Genomic DNA, 17847 nt, shown 5'->3' with positions numbered 1-17847 from the left:
GATCGCCGCAGGGAGGTCAAGGCCCCTCGCGATCCAGCGCCCATTCCAGCCGCTTGTAATCAAACCCGTATTTCAGCGTCGGCTTGACCACCTCGAAATAGGGCGAGAGGTCGAAATCGCGCGGCGTGTAGAGCGAGTGATGGCGGATGTGCAGGATTTCTTCGCGCGAATAGGTCGAGGTCGCGGCGGCATGGCCCGGCGAGCGGACGATATCCGGCAGGATCGGGTAGCGGATCCGCTCGAAGGCTTCGGCGATCAGCGTCGAGCAGATCGCCCGCGTCGGATCGCCCGAGCCGAAGGCCAGCATGCGGCGGCGCCAGCGCACCGGCACGGGCGGGGCCGGCAGGAAGAAGCGCAGCATGTCGGTGATGTTCTTCAGGTCGTATTTGAGGCCGAGGCGCGAAACCATGAAGGCGACGAGCGTGTCGCGGTCCTCCGGCGTCAGCCCGACGGGCCGGCAGATGCGCGTGTTGTAGGTGCGGTACTTGGTGAGCGGCACGGCCACGCAGCCCTCGCCGAGATTGACCTCGATGAGCTGCGGCCGCTCGATCGAGCGAAGGGCCGCCTGGTCGAGCGTCAGCGGGATCTCGTCGCCGACGAAGAGGGCGGCATGCGACCAGGTCGATTGCGTCAGGTATTTGATTGCCGCCGAAACCTTCTGGTTGCCCTCGACCAGCAGCACGTCGCCGGGGCGAAGCGTGCGCGCCAGGGTTTCGGGGTCGGAGGGCGTGTAGGGCTCGTAGCCGGAAGCCTGGCTTTGCAGGCGGTCTGCGAGGCGGCGGCCGAGGCGGTCCAGCAATGTGTCGCGGCTTGCGGAAAGCGGCTTCAGTGCGGCGGTCACATTGCGTCCTTTACAGTCTCTGTTGCCGCTACTCTAGCGTTGGCCGCGACACTCTGTCGAGGTTGACCGCAGCGTGCGGCATCCTATACTTAGAATAATTCTAAACTGGATCGCCGCAGATGTTCTCCCGCCTTCTCCGCCCCGGCAAACGCAGCCTCGAATCCTTGAGCGAACAGGAAATCCTGGCGCTCGCCATATCTTCCGAAGAGGACGACGGCCGCATCTATCTCGCCTATGCCGATGCGCTGCGCGATGCCTATCCGCATTCCGCCCGCGTCTTCGAGGAAATGGCGGAGGAGGAGAACCATCACCGTCAGATGCTGATCGACCGTCATATCGCCCGCTTCGGCGACCGCATCCCGCTGGTCAGGCGCGAATATGTGCGCGACTTCCCGGAGCGAAAGCCCGACTGGCTGATCGCCAACATGTCGGTCGAGAAGATCCGCGAGCAGGCGGAAGCCATGGAGGATGCGGCGCACCGCTTCTATCTCGAAGCCGCCGCGCGCACGCAGGACGCCGCGACGCGAAAACTGTTGGGTGACCTGGCGCTGGCGGAAAAGGCGCATGAGTCGCTCGCCCGCAGGCTCGGCGAGGAGCACACCCCGGTGGATGTGAAGGCAGAGGAGGACCAGACGTCGAGGCGGCAGTTCGTGCTGACCTATGTGCAGCCGGGCCTCGCCGGGCTGATGGACGGTTCGGTCTCGACGCTGGCGCCGATCTTCGCCGCAGCCTTTGCCACGCAGGATACCTGGCAGACCTTTCTCGTCGGCCTCTCCGCCTCCGTCGGCGCCGGCATCTCCATGGGCTTCACGGAGGCGGCCCATGACGACGGCAAGCTCTCCGGCCGCGGCTCGCCCGTCAAGCGCGGCCTTGCCTCCGGCATCATGACGGCGCTCGGCGGCCTCGGCCACGCGCTGCCCTACCTCATCCCGAATTTCCTGCTGGCGACAAGCATCGCGGTTGTCGTGGTGTTCATCGAACTCTGGGCCATCGCCTTCATCCAGAACCGCTACATGGAAACGCCATTCCTGCGCGCCGCCATGCAGGTCGTGCTCGGCGGCAGCCTCGTGCTGGCGGCGGGGGTGCTGATTGGCAATGCGTAAGGCGGGAAAATCCACACCACCTCTCCGTCATCCTCGCGCTTGACCCGAGGATCCATACCACAGGCAGGGCGATGCGGACTGGTGGATCCTCGGGTCAAGCCCGAGGATGACGGAGGAGAGGTCGGTGGGTCTTCAACAGGCTTGAGCGGGGCCTCGCAGCCCCGCCTTGGCCTTATCAGGCGCGCAGCGCGCCGCCGGTCGTCTTGACGACGTTGCCGACGATCTTGGCGGTCAGCGCCTCGAAGTCCTCGTCGGTCAGCGTCTTGTCGGTCGGCTGGATGACGACTTCGATGGCGATCGACTTCTTGCCTTCGCCGAGCGAGGCGCCCTCGAAGACGTCGAAGACGGTCACACCTGCGATCAGCTTGCGGTCGGCGCCGGTGGCGGCGCGCACGATGGCGCCGGCATCCACCGTCTTGTCGACGACGAAGGCGAAGTCGCGCTTGACGGCCTGGAAGGGCGACAGGTCGAGCGCCGGCTTGGTGCGCGTCGCCTTCTTCTTCGGCTCCGGCATGGCATCGACATAGATCTCGAAGCCGGCAAGCGCGCCGGACACGTCGAGCGCGCCGAGCGCCTTCGGATGAAACTCGCCGAAATAGCCCAGAACGATCTTCGGACCCATCTTGATCGTGCCGGAGCGGCCCGGATGATACCAGGCCGGCGCGCCGGACTCGATCTGCACATTGCCCATCGGCAGGCCGCAGGCCTCGATCACGGCGAGCGCATCGGCCTTGGCGTCATAGATGTCGACCGGCTTGCCGCCGCCCTTGGTCGCATTCGACCAGAGACGGCCGGCGCCGGCGAGCGAGGCCGTGCCGCGGCGCACGCCGCCGGCAACGCGGCGCTGGCCTTCCGGCCTGTCGTTCTCGTAGGTGCCGGAGACTTCGAACAGCGCGACGTCGCCATAACCCTTGTCGGCATTGCGCTGCGCGGCCGCGAGCAGGCCCGGCAGCAGCGAGGGCCGCATGTCGGACATATCAGCGGCGATCGGGTTCGACAGCGCGAGCGACGGCGCGCCGCCGCCGAACAGCTCGGCATGGGCCTTCGGGATGAAGGACCAGGTGACGGCCTCCAGCATGCCGCGCGCGGCAAGCGCCCGCTTGGCAAGGCGCGAGCGGATCTGCAGCGTCGTCAGGATGCGGCCGTTGACCGCGCCGTGGCTTTCCAGTGGCGCCGGCTTGATGTTGTCGACGCCGTGGATGCGCATGACCTCTTCCACGAGATCCGCCTTGCCATCGACATCCGGCCGCCAGGAGGGGACCGCGACGGAGACGCGCTCGCCCGAGCCCGAAACCGTGAAGCCAAGGCGGGTCAGGATATCGACGCTCTCTTCCGACGAGACATCGAGGCCGGTGAGGCGTTTGACTTCGGCAAACGGGAAATCGACGACCTTGGCGTCATAGCCCTTGTAGCCGACCACGTCGGTCTTCGCCGCCGTGCCGCCGCAGAGCTCCACCACCAGTTCGGTGGCGCGTTCAAGGCCCGGCACCATATATTCCGGATCGACGCCACGCTCGAAGCGGTAGCGCGCATCGGTGATGATCCCATGCGAACGGCCCGTCTTGGCGACGTTCATCGGATCCCAGAGTGCGGATTCGATCAGCACGTCGGTGGTGTCCGCATCGCAGCCGGAGTGCTCGCCGCCCATGATGCCGCCGATCGATTCCACGCCATTGTCATCGGCAATGACGACGTTCGACGGGTTCAGCGTGTATTCGCGCGTATCGAGCGCCAGCACCGTCTCGCCTTCCGCCGCACGGCGCACGACGAGATTGCCCTTCACCTTGGCCGCGTCGAAGACGTGCAGCGGGCGGCCCTGGTCGAAGGTCATGTAGTTGGTGATGTCGACCAGCGCATTGATCGGGCGCAGGCCGATCGCCAGCAGCCGCTGCTGCATCCAGCGCGGGCTCGGGCCGTTCCTGACGCCGCGCACGAGGCGGAGTGCGAAGCCGGGGCAGAGATGATCGTCGCCGCCGAGGTCGAGCTTCACCTTGACCGGCGTCTCGCCTTCGACGGCAAAGGACGGTGCCTTCGGCGTCTTCAGCGTGCCGAGGCCGGCGGCGGCGAGGTCGCGGGCGATGCCGAAAATGCTCGTGCAGTCCGGGCGGTTCGGCGTCAGGTTGATCTCGATGACCGGGTCGTCGAGGCCGGCATAGGCGGCATAGCTCTGGCCGACCGGCGCATCGGCCGGCAGATCGATGATGCCGTCATGGTTGTCGGAGATTTCCAGTTCCTTCTCCGAACACATCATGCCGCGGCTCTCGACGCCGCGGATGGTGCCTACGGCGAGCGTCACGTCGATGCCGGGCACATAGGTGCCGGGCGCCGCGAAGGCGCCGACGAGGCCGGTGCGGGCATTCGGCGCGCCGCAGACGACCTGGATCGGGTCGCCCTTGCCGGTATCGACCATCAGCACGCGCAGCTTGTCGGCGTTGGGGTGCTGTTCGGCGGAGACGACCTTGGCGATGACGAAGGGCTTGAACGCCGCCTTGTCGTCGACGTCTTCCACTTCGAGGCCGATCGCCGTCAGCTTCGCGCAGATGTCTTCCAGCGAGGCGTCGGTATCGAGATGGTCCTTCAGCCAGGAGAGTGTGAACTTCATGATGTTTCTCCTTGGGTGCCGGTTATGCGCTGAGGCCGCCGAACAGGGTCGGCATGTCGAGCGGGCGGAAGCCGTAATGGCTCAGCCAGCGGACGTCGGCGTTGAAGAAGTCGCGCAGGTCCGGCATGCCGTATTTCAGCATGGCGATGCGGTCGAGGCCCATGCCCCAGGCAAAGCCCTGGTACTCGTCCGGATCGAGACCGCCGGCGCGCAGCACGTTCGGGTGAACCATGCCGCAGCCGAGGATTTCCATCCAGTCGGTGCCTTCGCCGAACTTGACGATCGGGCCGGACGAGCGGTCGCACTGGATATCGACCTCGAAGGACGGTTCCGTGAACGGGAAGTAGGACGGGCGGAAGCGCATGGTGACGCTGTCGACCTCGAAGAAGGCCTTGCAGAACTCTTCCAGCACCCAGCGCATGTTGGCGACGTTGGCCTTCTTGTCGACCACGAGGCCTTCGACCTGGTGGAACATCGGCGAATGGGTCGCGTCACTGTCCTGGCGGTAGGTTTTTCCCGGAATGATGATGCGGATCGGCGGCTTTTGCGCTTCCATGGTGCGGATCTGCACGGGCGAGGTGTGCGTGCGCAGCACCTTGCGCTCGCCGTTCTCGTCCGCGGGGAAGAAGAACGTGTCGTGCATCTCGCGGGCCGGGTGACCCTCGGGGAAGTTCAGCGCCGTGAAGTTATAATAATCGGTCTCGACGTCCGGACCTTCGGCGATGGAAAAGCCCATGTCGCCGAAGATCGCGGTGATTTCGTCGACGATCTGGCTGATCGGATGGATGCGGCCGCGCTCCGCCGGCGAGGAGCGCACCGGCAGGCTGACATCGACGGTCTCGGCCGCTAGGCGCGCCTCGATCGCGGCATCGCGCAGCGCCGTCTTGCGCTCGGTGATCGCATCCGTCACGCGGGTCTTCAGCGCGTTGATCGCCGCGCCGCGCGTCTGGCGCTCTTCCGGCGACATGGTGCCGAGCGTCTTGAGCAGCTCCGAGACGGAACCCTTCTTGCCGAGCGCGCCAACGCGCACGGCCTCGATCGCCGCTTCATCGGAGGCCGCGGCAACATCGGCGAGGAGCCCAAGTTCCAAAGTGTCGAGTTCAGTCATCTTTACCTGCTTTGCTTGCGTCGGCCGGGCGGGGGCCAGGAGCCCTCGGACGGATAGCCGGTTGCGGCGAGGAAGCGCCGCAGATCACTACCCATGTGCACGCGCCCGATCAATCGGGTGGGCCATAAAAACTTGGCGAGGACCGCCACGGGAAGGCGATGTCCATCAAGCAAAAACCCGCACCGGTTCCCCGGCGCGGGTTTCACAACGAAACGAAGTTTTGGTTGTGGAAGCGCCGGTTAGTTTACGGCGGCTTCAAACTCGTTCTTCGTACCAGCGTCCTTGAGGTATTCGAGAGCCTTCTTGGAGGCAGCGACCAGCGCGCCGAAAGCTTCGGTCTCATGGATTGCCATGTCGGACAGCACCTTGCGATCCACTTCGATGCCGGCCTTGTTCAGGCCGTCGATGAAGCGGCCATAGGTCAGGCCATGCTCGCGGACGGCAGCGTTGATGCGCTGGATCCAGAGCGCGCGGAAGTTGCGCTTGTTGACCTTGCGGTCGCGGTAGGCGAACTGCTTCGAACGGTCAACCGCGGCCTTGGCGGCGCGGATGGTGTTCTTGCGGCGGCCGTAGAAACCCTTGGCTGCCTTCAGCGTCTTCTTGTGCTTGGCGTGCGAAGTAACGCCGCGTTTTACACGTGCCATTTCATGATCTCCTTAAACGTATCAAAAGTGCCGGATAAGTCTCAGAGACCGTTGGGCAGGTAGTTCTTGATGACTTTCTTGCCATCGGCTTCGGCCAGCACCATGGTGCCGCGCGCGTCGCGAATGAACTTGTTGCTACGCTTGATCATGCCATGGCGCTTGCCGGCGGCGGCCGCTACGACCTTGCCGGTCGCGGTGATCTTGAACCGCTTCTTGGCAGACGATTTCGTCTTCATCTTGGGCATTTTGCTACTCCATTCTTCTTGAATTCGAGCCGCGTGACGATGCACGGCTCCAGCGTAAAGAACGGCCACGGCATGCCCTGCCGGACCGTTCGGACGGCGGCTTGTAACCGATGTCCCCTGAAAGCGCAACCTGATTCCTCGAAGTCGGGGATTTCCGGCGCAGAAAAGGAAAAGCCGCCCCGAAAGGCGGCTTCGATCCTTGCAGCCATCAAAGGCGCGTGGGAGACGGGCTCACCGCGGGGCGAGCACCATCATCATCTGGCGGCCTTCGAGCTTCGGCTCGGCTTCGACCTTGGCGATGGTCACGGTGTCTTCCTTGACCTGCATCAGGAGCTTCATGCCGAGTTCCTGGTGGGCCATTTCACGGCCGCGGAACTTCAGCGTCACCTTGACCTTGTCGCCTTCTTCAAAGAAGCGGTTCATCGCCTTCATCTTCACGTCATAATCATGCGTGTCGATGTTCGGGCGCATCTTGATTTCCTTGATCTCGACGATCTTCTGCTTCTTGCGCGCTTCGGCCGCCTTCTTCTGGTTGGCGTATTTCAGCTTGCCCAGGTCAAGAATCTTGCAGACGGGAGGTTCGGAGTTCGGCGAAATCTCCACGAGATCGAGGCCGGCTTCCTCGGCCATGCGGAGTGCCTGATCGGTCGGAACGGTGCCGTGGTTGGTGCCTTCGGCATCGATAAGCTGAACCCGGGGAATCCGGATTTCCTTGTTGGAGCGCGGGCCGTCCTTGACGGGTGCTTCCGCTTTGAAGGGTCTGCGAATGGTCGTGTTCTCCTCGAACTGTTTCGACAGGGTATGAATTTGGTGCGTCGATCGGGCCGTTTGCCCGCCTCGCGGCGTTTTCCGGCAATGTGTTGATCGAGCTTGCGAAGTCAATAGCACGACGCGTGGAAAAAATCACCACCTGTCCTTGCGGGCGCGAATCTGGTCTAGCTCTCGGCCAAAGACCGGCTGGCGGGCGGCTTTTCGCGGCTGGACCGTGCAGATCAGGGAGATAGGTATGGCGGCGACGAACGGCAATGGGTGGGCCACGGATTTCATCACGGTCGGGGCCGGCGAGGATGCAAGGCAGATCGCGATCGCGCTCCAGCCGGAAGCCGCCGGCAATGGCCTCGCCCATTTCGTCTGGCTCGGCGGCTATCGTTCGGACATGACGGGCACCAAGGCGGTGGAGCTGGCGGCCCTTGCCGCGAGACTCGGCACCGGCTGCGTGCGCTTCGACTATTCCGGCCACGGCGCCTCCGGCGGCGCCTTCACCGACGGCACGATCTCGCGCTGGCTGGAAGAGACGCTGGCCGTGATCGACCATGCGGCCAGGGTGCTCGGCACGCGCCGCATGGTGCTCGTCGGCTCGTCCATGGGTGGCTGGATCGCACTGCGCGCCGTCGCGGAACTTGCCGGGCGCAAGGACATCGCGATTGTCGGCCTCGTGCTGATCGCCCCCGCACCCGATTTCACCTCGGAGCTGATCGAGCCGAACCTCACCGACGCCGAACGCGCGGCCCTTGCCGAGCGGGGCCAGTTCGAAGAGCCGACGCCCTATGGTCCCGATCCGAACATCTACACGCTGAAACTCGTCGAGGACGGCCGTGACAACCGCGTGCTCACCGGCGCCATCGAGACCGGCTGCCCCGTGCATATCCTGCAGGGCATGGCGGATCCTGACGTGCCCTACGGCCACGCCATCCGTCTCATGGAGCATCTGTCCGGCGACGACGTGGTGTTAACGATGATCCGCGACGGCGATCACCGCCTGTCGCGGCCGCAGGATATCGCCAAGATCCTTGAAGCCGCGGAGGTTTTCGCCCGGGCGGAATGAGGCCCGGCTGTGTCGCCGGGGTCGCATTTTAACCATATTATTGCATCGCCAATTCTGATGATTGACGAGATGCCCTCCTGACCGTTAACTCTTTATTAACGATTAGGGGACGTTTCATGGCACGAATGATTGGTGCGAAGGCTGGGGCTGCGGCGTTTTTCGCACTCCTCGTTTCTTCTTCCTCGGCTTTCACGGCACCGGCATCGGCGCTTTCCATGCAGACAGGCGGCGTCACGTCCCAGCCGATCGGCCACTACGAATTCTGTCAGACCTACAAGTCCGAATGCCGCGCCGGCGTGCGCAACCAGGCACCCGCCAAGGTCACGGAGTTCGGCTGGTCGGTGGTTCGCGAGATCAATGCCAGCGTCAACCGCGACATTACGCCGATGACCGACAAGGAACTGCACGGCAGGGACGAATACTGGTCCTATCCCGACGGTGCAGGCGACTGCGAGGATTTCGTCCTCCTCAAGCGCAAAAAGCTGATGGAAAGAGGTTTTGCCGCGGGTGACCTCCTGATCACCGTGGTGCGCAAGCCGGATGGCGAAGGCCATGCCGTGCTGACCGTGCGCACCACCCAGGGCGATTTCATCCTCGACAACCTCAACACCGAAGTGAAGCCCTGGACGGCGACGCCCTACCGCTACCTGAAGCGTCAGGCCTCGTTCCACGCCGGCCGCTGGGTCTCGATCGAAAACGGCGATGCCGTCATGGTGTCGTCGGTCGGCCAGTAAGTTCGCCACAGACCGGATTTGAAAAGGCCGCGGAGCAATCCGCGGCCTTTCTGTTTTAACGGTTGGCCATCGAGGCCATGCGCTGCGAATAGCGCCCGCCGGCAACCTTCGCCGGGGACAGCAGGTCGCCGAGGCGCGCCGCCTCTTCGGCAGTCAGCGCCACATCGGCCGCAGCGGCATTCTGCTCTAGGTGCGGCACCTTGCTGGCACCGGGGATTGGCACGATGAAATCGCCCTGCGCCAGGACCCAGGCCAGTGCCAGCTGGGCGGGTGCGACGCTCTTTTCTGTTGCCATCTCTTCAAGCGCCGCCACCAGCGCCAGGTTGGCGTCGAAATTCTCCGCTGCAAAACGCGGCAGCGAGCGGCGGAAGTCGTCGGCGGAAAGGCCGTCGAGCTTCTTCAGCGCGCCGGTCAATACGCCCCGGCCAAGCGGGCTGAAGGGCACGAAGCCGATGCCGAGCTCCCGGCAGGTGTCGAGCACGCCGTTTTCCTCGACGTCGCGGGTCCACAGCGAATATTCGCTCTGGAGGGCGGCGATCGGATGTACGGCATGCGCCCGGCGGATGGTCTCGGCGCCCGCCTCTGAAAGGCCAAGCGCCTTCACCTTGCCCGCGCTGACCAGCTCCGCCATGGCGCCCACCGTCTCCTCGATCGGTACGTTGGGATCGACGCGGTGCTGGTAGAACAGGTCGATGACCTCGATGCCGAGCCGCTTCAGCGAGGCTTCGGCGGCGGCCTTGACGTTTTCCGGCCGGCCGTCGGTGCCGGTGATCATCTCGGCCGACGGGCGTGTCGGATCGATGCGGAAGCCGAACTTGGTGGCGATCACCACCCTGTCGCGCACCGGCTTCAGCGCCTTGCCGACGAGGGTCTCGTTCTTATAGGGGCCGTAGACCTCAGCCGTGTCGAACAGCGTGATGCCGAGATCGACAGCGCGGTGCAGCGTATCGATCGCCGCCGTTTCGTCGTGCGCGGGGCCATAGGCGTGGCTCATGCCCATGCAGCCGAGGCCGAGGGCGGAAACATCGAGGCTGCCGAGTTTTCTGTGATGCATGGCAAGATCCTTTATCTTGGGTCCGGGCAGCAATTCGCCGTCATCCGGACAAGGCCAATCTAGGGCGCGGCGCCTCATCTGAAAATTGCTGCAAAAGCCAATGGGTTGTTCTATCTGTTAGAACAATGAACCGGACCCAGCTTTCCCAACTCGCCGTGCTCGCCATCGTCGCGGAGGCGCGCAGTTTCCGCAAGGCCGCCGCTGAACTCGGCATCGCGCCTTCCGCCGTCAGCCATGCGGTCTCGGCGCTGGAGGCGAGCCTCGGCGTGCGCCTCATCGCCCGCACCACCCGCAGCGTCGCGCCGACGGAGGAGGGCCGCCTGCTGCTCGACACGCTGGCGCCGGCGCTTGCCGATATCGGCTCCGTCATGGAGGCGCTTTCCGACCGGCAGGGCCGCCCAGCCGGGCCGCTGCGTATCACCATGCCGCTGATTGCCGCGGAAGACATCGTCATGCCGCGCCTCGGCGCCTTCCTGCTTGCTTACCCGGATATCGAACTGGAACTGAGAACGGACGACCGCTTCGAGGATATTGTCGAAAAGGGGTTTGATGCCGGGCTCCGGCTCGGAGAACACCTGGAGGCCGACATGATCGCGGTGAGGGCAAGCGGCCCCTGGCGCGGCCTCATCGTCGGCGCGCCCGCCTATTTCGAGGCGCATCCCAAGCCGATGCAGCCGCGCGATCTCATGCAGCATCGCTGCATCCGCCGGCGATTTTCAAGCGGCCGGCTCTATCGTTGGGAGCTGGAAAAGGACGGCCGGCTGGTGACGGTGGATGTCACGGGTCCGCTGATCGTCTCGGACCAGCGGCTGATGCGCGCCGCGGCGATGGACGGCGCCGGCCTCGCCTATGTCTTCGACCAGCGGGTCGACGAGGATATTCGCGCCGGCCGGCTCATTCCGGTGCTGGAAGACTGGTGCCCGGCCTTCGACGGCTTTTCGATCTACTATCCCTCGCGCCGGCAGATGCGCCCGGCACTGCGCGCCTTCGTGGATTTCTTCCGGTACAGAGGCTAGAGTTTGTCAGGGAAAAGTGGAAACCGGTTCTCCTGAAAAGACAACGAAAACAGACATACACTAGGTTTTGAGCCGGTAACGGATGTGCCCGTCCGGCTTGATGTAGCGGTCGTAGAGTTTGCGCGCGCGCTCGTTGTCCTCGTTGGTATGCCAGTAGATGCCGCGCCAGCCATTGCGCTTGGAGATCGTGACGAGGTCGTCGATCAGCGCCCGCCCGACGCCCTTGCCGCGGATCGTCTCGTCGACGAACAGGTCTTCGAGATAGCCTTCCGGCGCGATGTCCCAGGTGGAGTCGTGATAGTGGTGGATGGCGAAGCCGAGCATCTCCCCGTCCTCCACGGCAACGCGCATCGTTACGCGCGAGCCTGCATCGAGGATGCGCGCCCAGGTGAAGGCCGTCACTTCGTCCGAAAGCTCGGTCTTGTAGAAGGCGAGGTAGCCGGCCCAGAGTTTCCTCCAGGCCGCCTCGTCGCGCTCGACGGCATCGCGGATCGTCACGGTCATGTTGAGGCTCCCGCCGCGTCGAGCGCGGCCATCTGTTCCGGGGACAGCGACAGCGATGCCGCCTTCGTCAGGCTGGCAAGCTGGGCAAGGCTGGTGGCGCTGGCGATCGGCGCGGTGACGGCCGGTTTCGCCATCAACCAGGCAAGCGCGATCTCCGCCGGCTTGGCGTCGGTCTCGGTGGCGACCTGGTCGAGCGCCGCGAGAATGCGAAGGCCCTTCTCATCCAGATAATGCACGACACCCTCGCCGCGCGCCTTGCCCTTGGTATCTTCTGCCGAGCGGTATTTGCCCGTCAGGAAGCCGGAGGCGAGACTGTAATAGGTAATGACGCCGATCTCTTCCTTCCGGCAAAGGTCCGCAAGCGCCCCTTCGAAGCCGGCGCGGTCGTAGAGATTGTATTCCGGCTGGAGGGCGCCGTAACGCGGCAGCCCCGCCTTGTCGGCGGCGTCGAAGGAAGCCTGCAACTGGCCGGCATCGAGGTTCGAGGCGCCGAAAGCGCGCACCTTGCCTGATTTCACCAGGGCCGCATGGGCTTCCAGCGTTTCCTCATAGGGCGTTTCCGGATCCGGCCAGTGCGACAGGTAGAGGTCGATATGGTCCGTCTGGAGCCGCTTCAGCGAATTCTCGACCGCCTCGACGATCCAGGATTTCCGCAGATCCCGCCGCCCCTGGCCCATGTCGGAGCCGACCTTGGTGATGACCACCACCTTGTCGCGCGCAATGCCGGAGCGCTTCAGCCACTTGCCGATGATCGCCTCGGACTCGCCGCCTTCATTGCCCGGCACCCAGCGCGAATAGACGTCCGCCGTGTCGATGGCGTTGAAGCCGGCGCCGGTGAAGGCGTCGAGCAGATCGAAGGAGGTCTTTTCGTCGGCCGTCCAACCGAAGACATTGCCGCCGAAGACGAGCGGCGCGATCGAAAGGCCGGTCTTGCCGAGGGGACGAAGCTGCATGGGGATCCTCCAAAGGGTTCGTGCTGAAAACTGTCCAAGCGAACATAGGCCTCGGCAATGCGCTTTGCACGCCATGCCGTCGATTTTTTGCCGCTCCACGCGCTTGCGAGCAATGGACCTCGCGACTAGTCTCTCGTCGCAATCAGGGAGAGATCACAATGTTGCGTTTCGGAATTCTGTCGACGGCCAAGATCGGTCGCGAGCTCGTCGTGCCGGCCATCCAGGATGCGGAAAACTGCGTCGTCACCGCCATCGCCAGCCGCGACCTCGCCAAGGCCCGCGCCATGGCGGACCGTTTCTCCGTGCCGCATGCCTTCGGCTCCTACGAGGAGATGCTCGCCTCCGATGTCATCGACGCCGTCTACATCCCGCTGCCGACCTCGCAGCATGTGGAATGGTCGATCAAGGCGGCGGATGCCGGCAAACACGTGCTCTGCGAAAAACCGATCGCGCTCAATGCCGGCGAGATCGCCACGCTGATCGACGCACGAGAGCGCAACAAGGTGCTGATCTCGGAAGCCTTCATGGTCACCTACAGCCCCGTCTGGCGCAAGGTGCGCTCGCTGCTGGCGGAAGGCGCGATCGGCAGGCTCCGCCACGTGCAGGGCGCCTTCACCTATTTCAACCGCGACCCCGGCAACATGCGCAACGTGCCGGCGCTCGGCGGCGGCGGCCTGCCGGATATCGGCGTCTACCCGACGATCACCACGCGTTTCGTCACCGGCAAGGAGCCGGTCCGCGTGCAGGCGAGCACCGATCGTGATGCGGATTTCGGCACCGACATATATTCCAGCGTGCGCGCCGATTTCGGCGACTTCGAACTGTCCTTTTATGTCTCCACGCAGCTCGCCCAGCGCCAGATCATGGTCTTCCACGGCGACAAGGGCTTCATCGAGGTGAAGTCCCCCTTCAACGCCGACCGCTACGGCGCGGAGGAAATCGAACTCACCAACCAGAACCACAGCGAAAGCCAGCACTTCCGCTTCCAGGACGCCCGCCAGTATCGCTGCGAAGTGGAAGCCTTCACCAAGGCCGCACTTGGCGAGAACGAGGAGGTGGTGCCGCTGGAAAGCTCCGTCAACAACCAGAAGCTCATCGACGCCATCTACCGCGCCAGCGAGAAGGACGGCTGGGAGCCGGTGTAAAACCGGCCGATCGCCAAGGTCAGAACAGGGTTTCGTAGATGTCCGGCTTGAAGCCGGACGTCAGCGCACCGTCGCGGTCGAGCATCGGGCGCTTGATCATCGAGGGCTGGGCGAGCATCAGCGCGATCGCCTTCTTCGCATCGATATCCTGCTTGTCGGCATCCGATAGCGCGCGAAAAGTGGTGCCGGCGCGGTTCAGCACGGTCTCCCAGCCGAGCGCCTCGACCCAGCGCTTCAGGCTCGCCTCGTCGATGCCCTCCGCCTTGTAGTCGTGGAAGCGATAGGCGACGCCCTTGGTGTCGAGCCAGGTACGGGCCTTCTTCATCGTGTCGCAGTTCTTGATGCCGTAGATCGTGACGGTCACGCGTCTCTCCTCGATTTGTCTTGCGGCGCTTTTCTAGAGGCTCAGGAATTTTTCGATGACGGCATCGACCTCCGCAGTCTTGAGGCCGGCGATGTTGATGCGGCCGGAGGTCGGCATGTAGATCGCGTGTTCAGCGCGCAGCTTCAGCACGTCCGCTTCTTCCAGCGGCAGCAGCGAGAACATGCCTTCCTGTTCGCGCACCGCCGTCAGCACCTGCCAGCGGCGGGAAAGGCCGGCGGCGAGCCGCTCGCGGATCGCGGTGATGCGCAGCCGCATGGCCTCGATCTCTTCCATCCAGTCGGCCGTCAGCGCCGCGTCACCCAGGATCGTGCTGACGATGGCGGCGCCGTGGTCCGGCGGCATGGAATAGCTGGTGCGGGCGAGGGACGCGAGATTGGTGCGCACGGAAAGCGCGGTCTCAGGCGTGCTGCAGGCGGCATAGATCGCGCCGGTGCGCTCGCGGTAGAGGCCGAAGGACTTCGAGCAGGAGACGGCGACAAGCGCTTCCGGCACGGCGGTCAGCAGCGTGCGCAACCCCGCGGCATCCTCGTCGAGGCCGCGGCCATAACCCTGGTAGGCGATGTCGACGAGCGGCAGCAGGCCGCGCGCGGCGATGAGGTCGGAGACGGCACGCCATTGTTCGGCGGTGAGGCCGGCACCCGTCGGGTTGTGGCAGCTTGCATGCAGCAGCACGGCATCGCCCGGGGCGGCACCCGCAAGCGCCTCCATCATGCGGTCGAACTGTACGCTCTGCGACGGGATGTCGAAGAACGGATAGGCAACGACTTCGAGGCCGGCGGCCTTGAAGATGCTGGCATGGTTCGGCCAGCTCGGCAGGCCGAGCCAGATGCCCTTGGTGCCCATGCGCGCCATCAGGTCGGCGGCAAGGCGCAGCGCGCCGGAGCCGCCCGGCGTCTGGAGCGCGGCGGTGGCGCGGCCGCGGCCCGCCTCGCCGGTCGTCAGCGCCCAGAGGCGATCGAGAAAGACCGGGTCGCCTTCCGGGCCGACATAGGCCTTGGTCGGCTGCGTCTCGACGAGGCGGCGCTCCGCCTCCTTCACCGCGCGGAAGATCGGTGTCGCCCCCGTCTCGTCGCGGTAGACGCCGACGCCGAGGTCCACCTTGCCGGCGCGTTCATCTGCCCGGTAAAGGCCGATCAGGGCGAGCAACGGATCATCGGGCTGGCGGGTGAGGGCGTCGAACATGGCCGGTTCCTTGGTGGCGTGAAGATCAGTCCGGTTTAGGCCAAAGCTTTGGCAAAATCGACCATGATATTGCGGAGACAGATGAAGATAAGCGCGTTGCCCTGACACTCTTCGCGGAACCTTCTCGGCCGACAGAGGTTGCCGACCGGGAGAAAGCGCCCATATGATGCGATATGCCGCGAAGGAAGGACGAGTGGACAGAAAGCTGAACGACAAGCTCATGTCGGCCGCGCTGCTGTCGGCCATCCGCAACCGCCGCGGCCACCGGCCGCCGGAAGACAATCGCCCCGGCGATACCGTTATCGCGTCCTACAACGTGCACAAATGCGTGGGCGTCGACCGCCGCTTCGATCCGGAACGCACGGCGAGCGTCATCGCCGAGATCGACGCGGACATCATCGCGATCCAGGAGGCGGACAAGCGTTTTGGCGAGCGCTCGGGTCTGCTCAATCTCGAAATCCTGGAGCGCGATTGCGGTCTCGTGCCGGTGCCGATCACGTCTCTGTCCTCCACCGGCCATGGCTGGCACGGCAACATGATCATGATGCGCAAGGGGGCCGTCGGTGCCGTTCGCCAGTTGAAGCTGCCCGGTATCGAGCCGCGCGGCGCGCTGGTCGTGACGCTCGACTTGCCGATGGGCAAGCTCCGCCTCGTCGCCGCGCATTTCGGCCTGCTGAAGCGCTCGCGCGAGCAGCAGGCCATGGCGATCCTCGCTTCGGTCGCGGAGGAGGAGCAGATGCCGACCTTGCTTGTCGGCGACCTTAACGAATGGCGCGTCGGCCGCCGCTCGTCGCTTTCTCGCCTCCAGCCGACATTCGATCCGGCCTCCGGCGCGGTGCCGAGCTTTCCGTCACGGTTCCCGGTGCTGGCGCTCGACCGGGCACTCGGCCATCCGCACGATCTCGTCACCTCCGTCGAGGTGCACGATACGCCGCTTGCCCGCATCGCTTCCGATCACCTGCCGATCAAGGCGCATATCGACCTGAAGGTCGTCTGGGAGCGTTCGCTCGGCGTCACAGATACGGCGAACCAAGCCATGTGACGCGCTCGACGAGGCGCTGCGCAAAGGGCCGCGCCCTCAACGCGTCAAGCTTCACCTCCACGGCCTCCGACAGGGCTGTAGCGATGCGCTCGCCGATGAGATCGGCGAAATCCGGGTCGATCACCTCGATATCCACCTCGAAATTGAGCCGCAGCGAGCGCGGATCGATGTTCGACGAGCCGATATAGGACCAGGCGCCGTCGATGACCGCCAGCTTGGAATGGTTGAAGGCGCCGGATGCCCGCCAGATGCGGCAGCCATATTTCAGCATCTGGTCGAACTGCGCGGTCATGGCGAGGTCGACGAGCTTCAGGTTGTTGGCGGACGGCACGACGATGTCGATTTCCACCCCGCGCCGCGCCGCCGTGACGATCGCGCTGATCAGTTCGCGGTCGGGCAGGAAATAGGGCGACATGATGCGGATATGCTTCTTGGCGACCGAGACGGCGCCCATCAGCATGCGGTGGTTGGTTTCCAGGCTCTTGTCCGGGCCGGAGGGCACGACGCGGGCGAGCATGCCGCTGTCCGGCGCATCCGGCGGCGCGGCGATCTGCCAGGCCTCGCCCGCGAGCTCCTCGCCGCCGGAAAAGCGCCAGTCCTCATAGGCGATGCGGAAAAGATCGCTGACAATGGGGCCGGTGATGCGGAAATGCGTGTCCAGCGCCGCCGCATCGCCGGAAAATTCGGCGCAGAAGCCGGCGCGGATGTTGAGCCCGCCGGTAAACGCGATGCTGCCATCGACGATGATGATCTTGCGGTGGGTGCGCAGGTTCGCATAGGGCAGGCGCAGGCCCATGACGATGTTGCCGTTGAACACATCCGTCGGCACGTTCGCGCGTTGCAGCTCGGAAACGATCGAGGGGATGGAATAGCGTGCGCCGACGGCGTCGATCAGCACGCGCACCTCGACGCCACGGCGCACCGCCGCCGAGAGTGCAGCCACGAAGCGCTCACCGGCCTGGTCGCGGTCGAAAATATAGGTTTCGAGCAGGATCGAGTGTTGCGCGGCATCGATGGCGGCGAGCATCGCCGCATAGGCCTCGTCGCCGGTCGAGAGAATCCTGATGCGGTTACCGGAGGTGAGCTTGCAGCGCCCGACTGTGTCGCCGAGCCGCTGCATGGCGGCAAGCGCCCCGCCATAGGTCACCTGCATATGCTCGTTCGAGACGTCGTATTCCGCCCTGTGGTTCCAGCCGCTGGCCAGCAGCCCCTCACGGCTGAGGTTCAGCGTCTTGCGGCGGATGCGGTTCACCCCGCCGATGGCATAGATGAGCGGGCCGACGACCGGCGACAGCATGATGACGCCGACCCAGCCGATCGCCGCGCGCACCTCTTCCTTCGTCATGGTGGCGTGAATGGCGGCCGGCACGCCGAGGATGATCGAGAGCGCGACGAGGATATGCGGCCAGTAGGTGGAAAACGTCTCAAACATGCTGCGTGCGGACCATGCAAAGGCGGCAACCT

The 17847-nt window shown here is 64.7% G+C and carries 18 protein-coding genes; 6 read left to right on the top strand and 12 right to left on the bottom strand.

Going from position 1 to position 17847, the window contains the following annotated elements; translation table 11 throughout:
- Positions 1-16: 16 nt before the first annotated feature.
- Positions 17-841, bottom strand: coding sequence for a lipo-like protein (locus tag VGN93_RS05795; protein ID WP_327506697.1), 825 nt, complete (start codon positions 839-841; stop codon positions 17-19).
- A gap of 119 nt (positions 842-960) precedes the next feature.
- Between VGN93_RS05795 and mbfA the strand changes: the two genes are divergently transcribed.
- Positions 961-1944, top strand: coding sequence for an iron exporter MbfA (mbfA, locus tag VGN93_RS05790; RefSeq protein WP_327506696.1), 984 nt, complete (start codon positions 961-963; stop codon positions 1942-1944).
- A gap of 175 nt (positions 1945-2119) precedes the next feature.
- Here mbfA and pheT read toward each other — a convergent pair whose 3' ends face one another.
- From pheT to infC, 5 genes are all read right to left on the bottom strand, one after another.
- On the bottom strand, positions 2120-4546 hold the full coding sequence (gene pheT, locus VGN93_RS05785; RefSeq protein WP_327506695.1) for a phenylalanine--tRNA ligase subunit beta: 2427 nt from the start codon (positions 4544-4546) through the stop codon (positions 2120-2122).
- Positions 4547-4568: 22 nt separating this feature from the next.
- Positions 4569-5654 (bottom strand): phenylalanine--tRNA ligase subunit alpha, encoded by a 1086-nt coding sequence (gene pheS / locus VGN93_RS05780; protein ID WP_327506694.1) that lies wholly within the window; start codon positions 5652-5654, stop codon positions 4569-4571.
- Positions 5655-5893: 239 nt separating this feature from the next.
- Complete coding sequence (rplT, locus tag VGN93_RS05775) at positions 5894-6298, bottom strand: 50S ribosomal protein L20 (protein WP_069060325.1); 405 nt, start codon at positions 6296-6298, stop codon at positions 5894-5896.
- A 41-nt stretch (positions 6299-6339) separates the two neighbouring features.
- Positions 6340-6543, bottom strand: a complete 204-nt coding sequence (rpmI, locus tag VGN93_RS05770) for a 50S ribosomal protein L35 (RefSeq protein ID WP_069060326.1) — start codon at positions 6541-6543, stop codon at positions 6340-6342.
- 231 nt (positions 6544-6774) lie between these two features.
- Positions 6775-7311 (bottom strand): translation initiation factor IF-3, encoded by a 537-nt coding sequence (infC, locus tag VGN93_RS05765; protein WP_319322494.1) that lies wholly within the window; start codon positions 7309-7311, stop codon positions 6775-6777.
- Positions 7312-7549: 238 nt separating this feature from the next.
- Here infC and VGN93_RS05760 point away from each other — a divergent pair, with 238 nt between their 5' ends.
- Together VGN93_RS05760 and VGN93_RS05755 are read left to right on the top strand one after the other, a co-directional pair.
- Positions 7550-8368: an alpha/beta hydrolase gene (locus tag VGN93_RS05760; protein ID WP_327506693.1), complete on the top strand. Its 819-nt coding sequence runs from the start codon at positions 7550-7552 to the stop codon at positions 8366-8368.
- 125 nt (positions 8369-8493) lie between these two features.
- On the top strand, positions 8494-9102 hold the full coding sequence (locus VGN93_RS05755) for a transglutaminase-like cysteine peptidase (protein WP_414714049.1): 609 nt from the start codon (positions 8494-8496) through the stop codon (positions 9100-9102).
- Between the two features lie 55 nt (positions 9103-9157).
- Here the strand turns inward: VGN93_RS05755 and VGN93_RS05750 are convergent, their stop codons facing one another.
- Positions 9158-10156 (bottom strand): aldo/keto reductase, encoded by a 999-nt coding sequence (locus VGN93_RS05750; RefSeq protein WP_327506691.1) that lies wholly within the window; start codon positions 10154-10156, stop codon positions 9158-9160.
- 125 nt (positions 10157-10281) lie between these two features.
- Here VGN93_RS05750 and VGN93_RS05745 point away from each other — a divergent pair, with 125 nt between their 5' ends.
- Entirely contained in the window at positions 10282-11172 is an 891-nt protein-coding gene (locus tag VGN93_RS05745; RefSeq protein ID WP_256118186.1) for a LysR family transcriptional regulator, read from the top strand.
- A gap of 60 nt (positions 11173-11232) precedes the next feature.
- Here the strand turns inward: VGN93_RS05745 and VGN93_RS05740 are convergent, their stop codons facing one another.
- On the bottom strand, positions 11233-11676 hold the full coding sequence (locus tag VGN93_RS05740; RefSeq protein WP_327506690.1) for a GNAT family N-acetyltransferase: 444 nt from the start codon (positions 11674-11676) through the stop codon (positions 11233-11235).
- A complete protein-coding gene (locus tag VGN93_RS05735; protein ID WP_327506689.1) occupies positions 11673-12629 on the bottom strand; it encodes an aldo/keto reductase in 957 nt (318 codons plus the stop codon). The genes VGN93_RS05740 and VGN93_RS05735 overlap by 4 nt, the downstream gene beginning before the upstream one ends.
- Positions 12630-12787: 158 nt before the next feature.
- On the opposite strand from VGN93_RS05735, the gene VGN93_RS05730 reads away from it, so the two are divergent.
- A complete protein-coding gene (locus VGN93_RS05730; RefSeq protein WP_327506688.1) occupies positions 12788-13774 on the top strand; it encodes a Gfo/Idh/MocA family oxidoreductase in 987 nt (328 codons plus the stop codon).
- 19 nt (positions 13775-13793) lie between these two features.
- Here the strand turns inward: VGN93_RS05730 and VGN93_RS05725 are convergent, their stop codons facing one another.
- Both VGN93_RS05725 and VGN93_RS05720 read right to left on the bottom strand, forming a co-directional pair.
- Positions 13794-14138 carry an ArsC family reductase gene (locus VGN93_RS05725; protein ID WP_327506687.1) on the bottom strand — a complete coding sequence of 115 codons (345 nt, stop codon included), beginning with the start codon at positions 14136-14138 and terminating at the stop codon, positions 13794-13796.
- Between the two features lie 33 nt (positions 14139-14171).
- Positions 14172-15341: an amino acid aminotransferase gene (locus VGN93_RS05720; RefSeq protein WP_327506686.1), complete on the bottom strand. Its 1170-nt coding sequence runs from the start codon at positions 15339-15341 to the stop codon at positions 14172-14174.
- Positions 15342-15561: 220 nt separating this feature from the next.
- Between VGN93_RS05720 and VGN93_RS05715 the strand changes: the two genes are divergently transcribed.
- The gene (locus tag VGN93_RS05715) at positions 15562-16383 is read left to right on the top strand and encodes an endonuclease/exonuclease/phosphatase family protein (protein ID WP_327506848.1); all 822 of its coding nucleotides are present in this window, start codon (positions 15562-15564) and stop codon (positions 16381-16383) included.
- On the opposite strand, the gene VGN93_RS05710 is transcribed toward VGN93_RS05715, so the two are convergent.
- On the bottom strand, positions 16355-17815 hold the full coding sequence (locus VGN93_RS05710; RefSeq protein ID WP_327506685.1) for a phosphatidylserine/phosphatidylglycerophosphate/cardiolipin synthase family protein: 1461 nt from the start codon (positions 17813-17815) through the stop codon (positions 16355-16357). The two genes, VGN93_RS05715 and VGN93_RS05710, sit on opposite strands and share 29 nt — an antisense overlap.
- Between the last annotated feature and the right edge of the window lie 32 nt (positions 17816-17847).

This window comes from Shinella sp., assembly GCF_035998705.1.
Lineage (GTDB): Bacteria > Pseudomonadota > Alphaproteobacteria > Rhizobiales > Rhizobiaceae > Shinella.
Note: the sequence above shows the minus strand (reverse complement) of the source record. Positions and strands in the feature narration are given on the sequence as shown.

Bases quoted from the DNA above. Each gene is read 5' to 3' on its own strand.
- VGN93_RS05720 (WP_327506686.1), bottom strand. From the start codon at position 15,341: ATGTTCGACGCCCTCACCCGCCAGCCCGATGATCCGTTGCTCGCCCTG.
- VGN93_RS05730 (WP_327506688.1), top strand. From the start codon at position 12,788: ATGTTGCGTTTCGGAATTCTGTCGACGGCCAAGATCGGTCGCGAGCTC.
- mbfA (WP_327506696.1), top strand. From the start codon at position 961: ATGTTCTCCCGCCTTCTCCGCCCCGGCAAACGCAGCCTCGAATCCTTG.
- VGN93_RS05715 (WP_327506848.1), top strand. From the start codon at position 15,562: ATGTCGGCCGCGCTGCTGTCGGCCATCCGCAACCGCCGCGGCCACCGG.
- VGN93_RS05755 (WP_414714049.1), top strand. From the start codon at position 8,494: ATGATTGGTGCGAAGGCTGGGGCTGCGGCGTTTTTCGCACTCCTCGTT.
- VGN93_RS05710 (WP_327506685.1), bottom strand. From the start codon at position 17,815: ATGTTTGAGACGTTTTCCACCTACTGGCCGCATATCCTCGTCGCGCTC.
- VGN93_RS05740 (WP_327506690.1), bottom strand. From the start codon at position 11,676: ATGACCGTGACGATCCGCGATGCCGTCGAGCGCGACGAGGCGGCCTGG.
- rplT (WP_069060325.1), bottom strand. From the start codon at position 6,298: ATGGCACGTGTAAAACGCGGCGTTACTTCGCACGCCAAGCACAAGAAG.
- VGN93_RS05750 (WP_327506691.1), bottom strand. From the start codon at position 10,156: ATGCATCACAGAAAACTCGGCAGCCTCGATGTTTCCGCCCTCGGCCTC.
- rpmI (WP_069060326.1), bottom strand. From the start codon at position 6,543: ATGCCCAAGATGAAGACGAAATCGTCTGCCAAGAAGCGGTTCAAGATC.
- pheT (WP_327506695.1), bottom strand. From the start codon at position 4,546: ATGAAGTTCACACTCTCCTGGCTGAAGGACCATCTCGATACCGACGCC.
- VGN93_RS05735 (WP_327506689.1), bottom strand. From the start codon at position 12,629: ATGCAGCTTCGTCCCCTCGGCAAGACCGGCCTTTCGATCGCGCCGCTC.
- pheS (WP_327506694.1), bottom strand. From the start codon at position 5,654: ATGACTGAACTCGACACTTTGGAACTTGGGCTCCTCGCCGATGTTGCC.
- VGN93_RS05745 (WP_256118186.1), top strand. From the start codon at position 10,282: ATGAACCGGACCCAGCTTTCCCAACTCGCCGTGCTCGCCATCGTCGCG.
- VGN93_RS05760 (WP_327506693.1), top strand. From the start codon at position 7,550: ATGGCGGCGACGAACGGCAATGGGTGGGCCACGGATTTCATCACGGTC.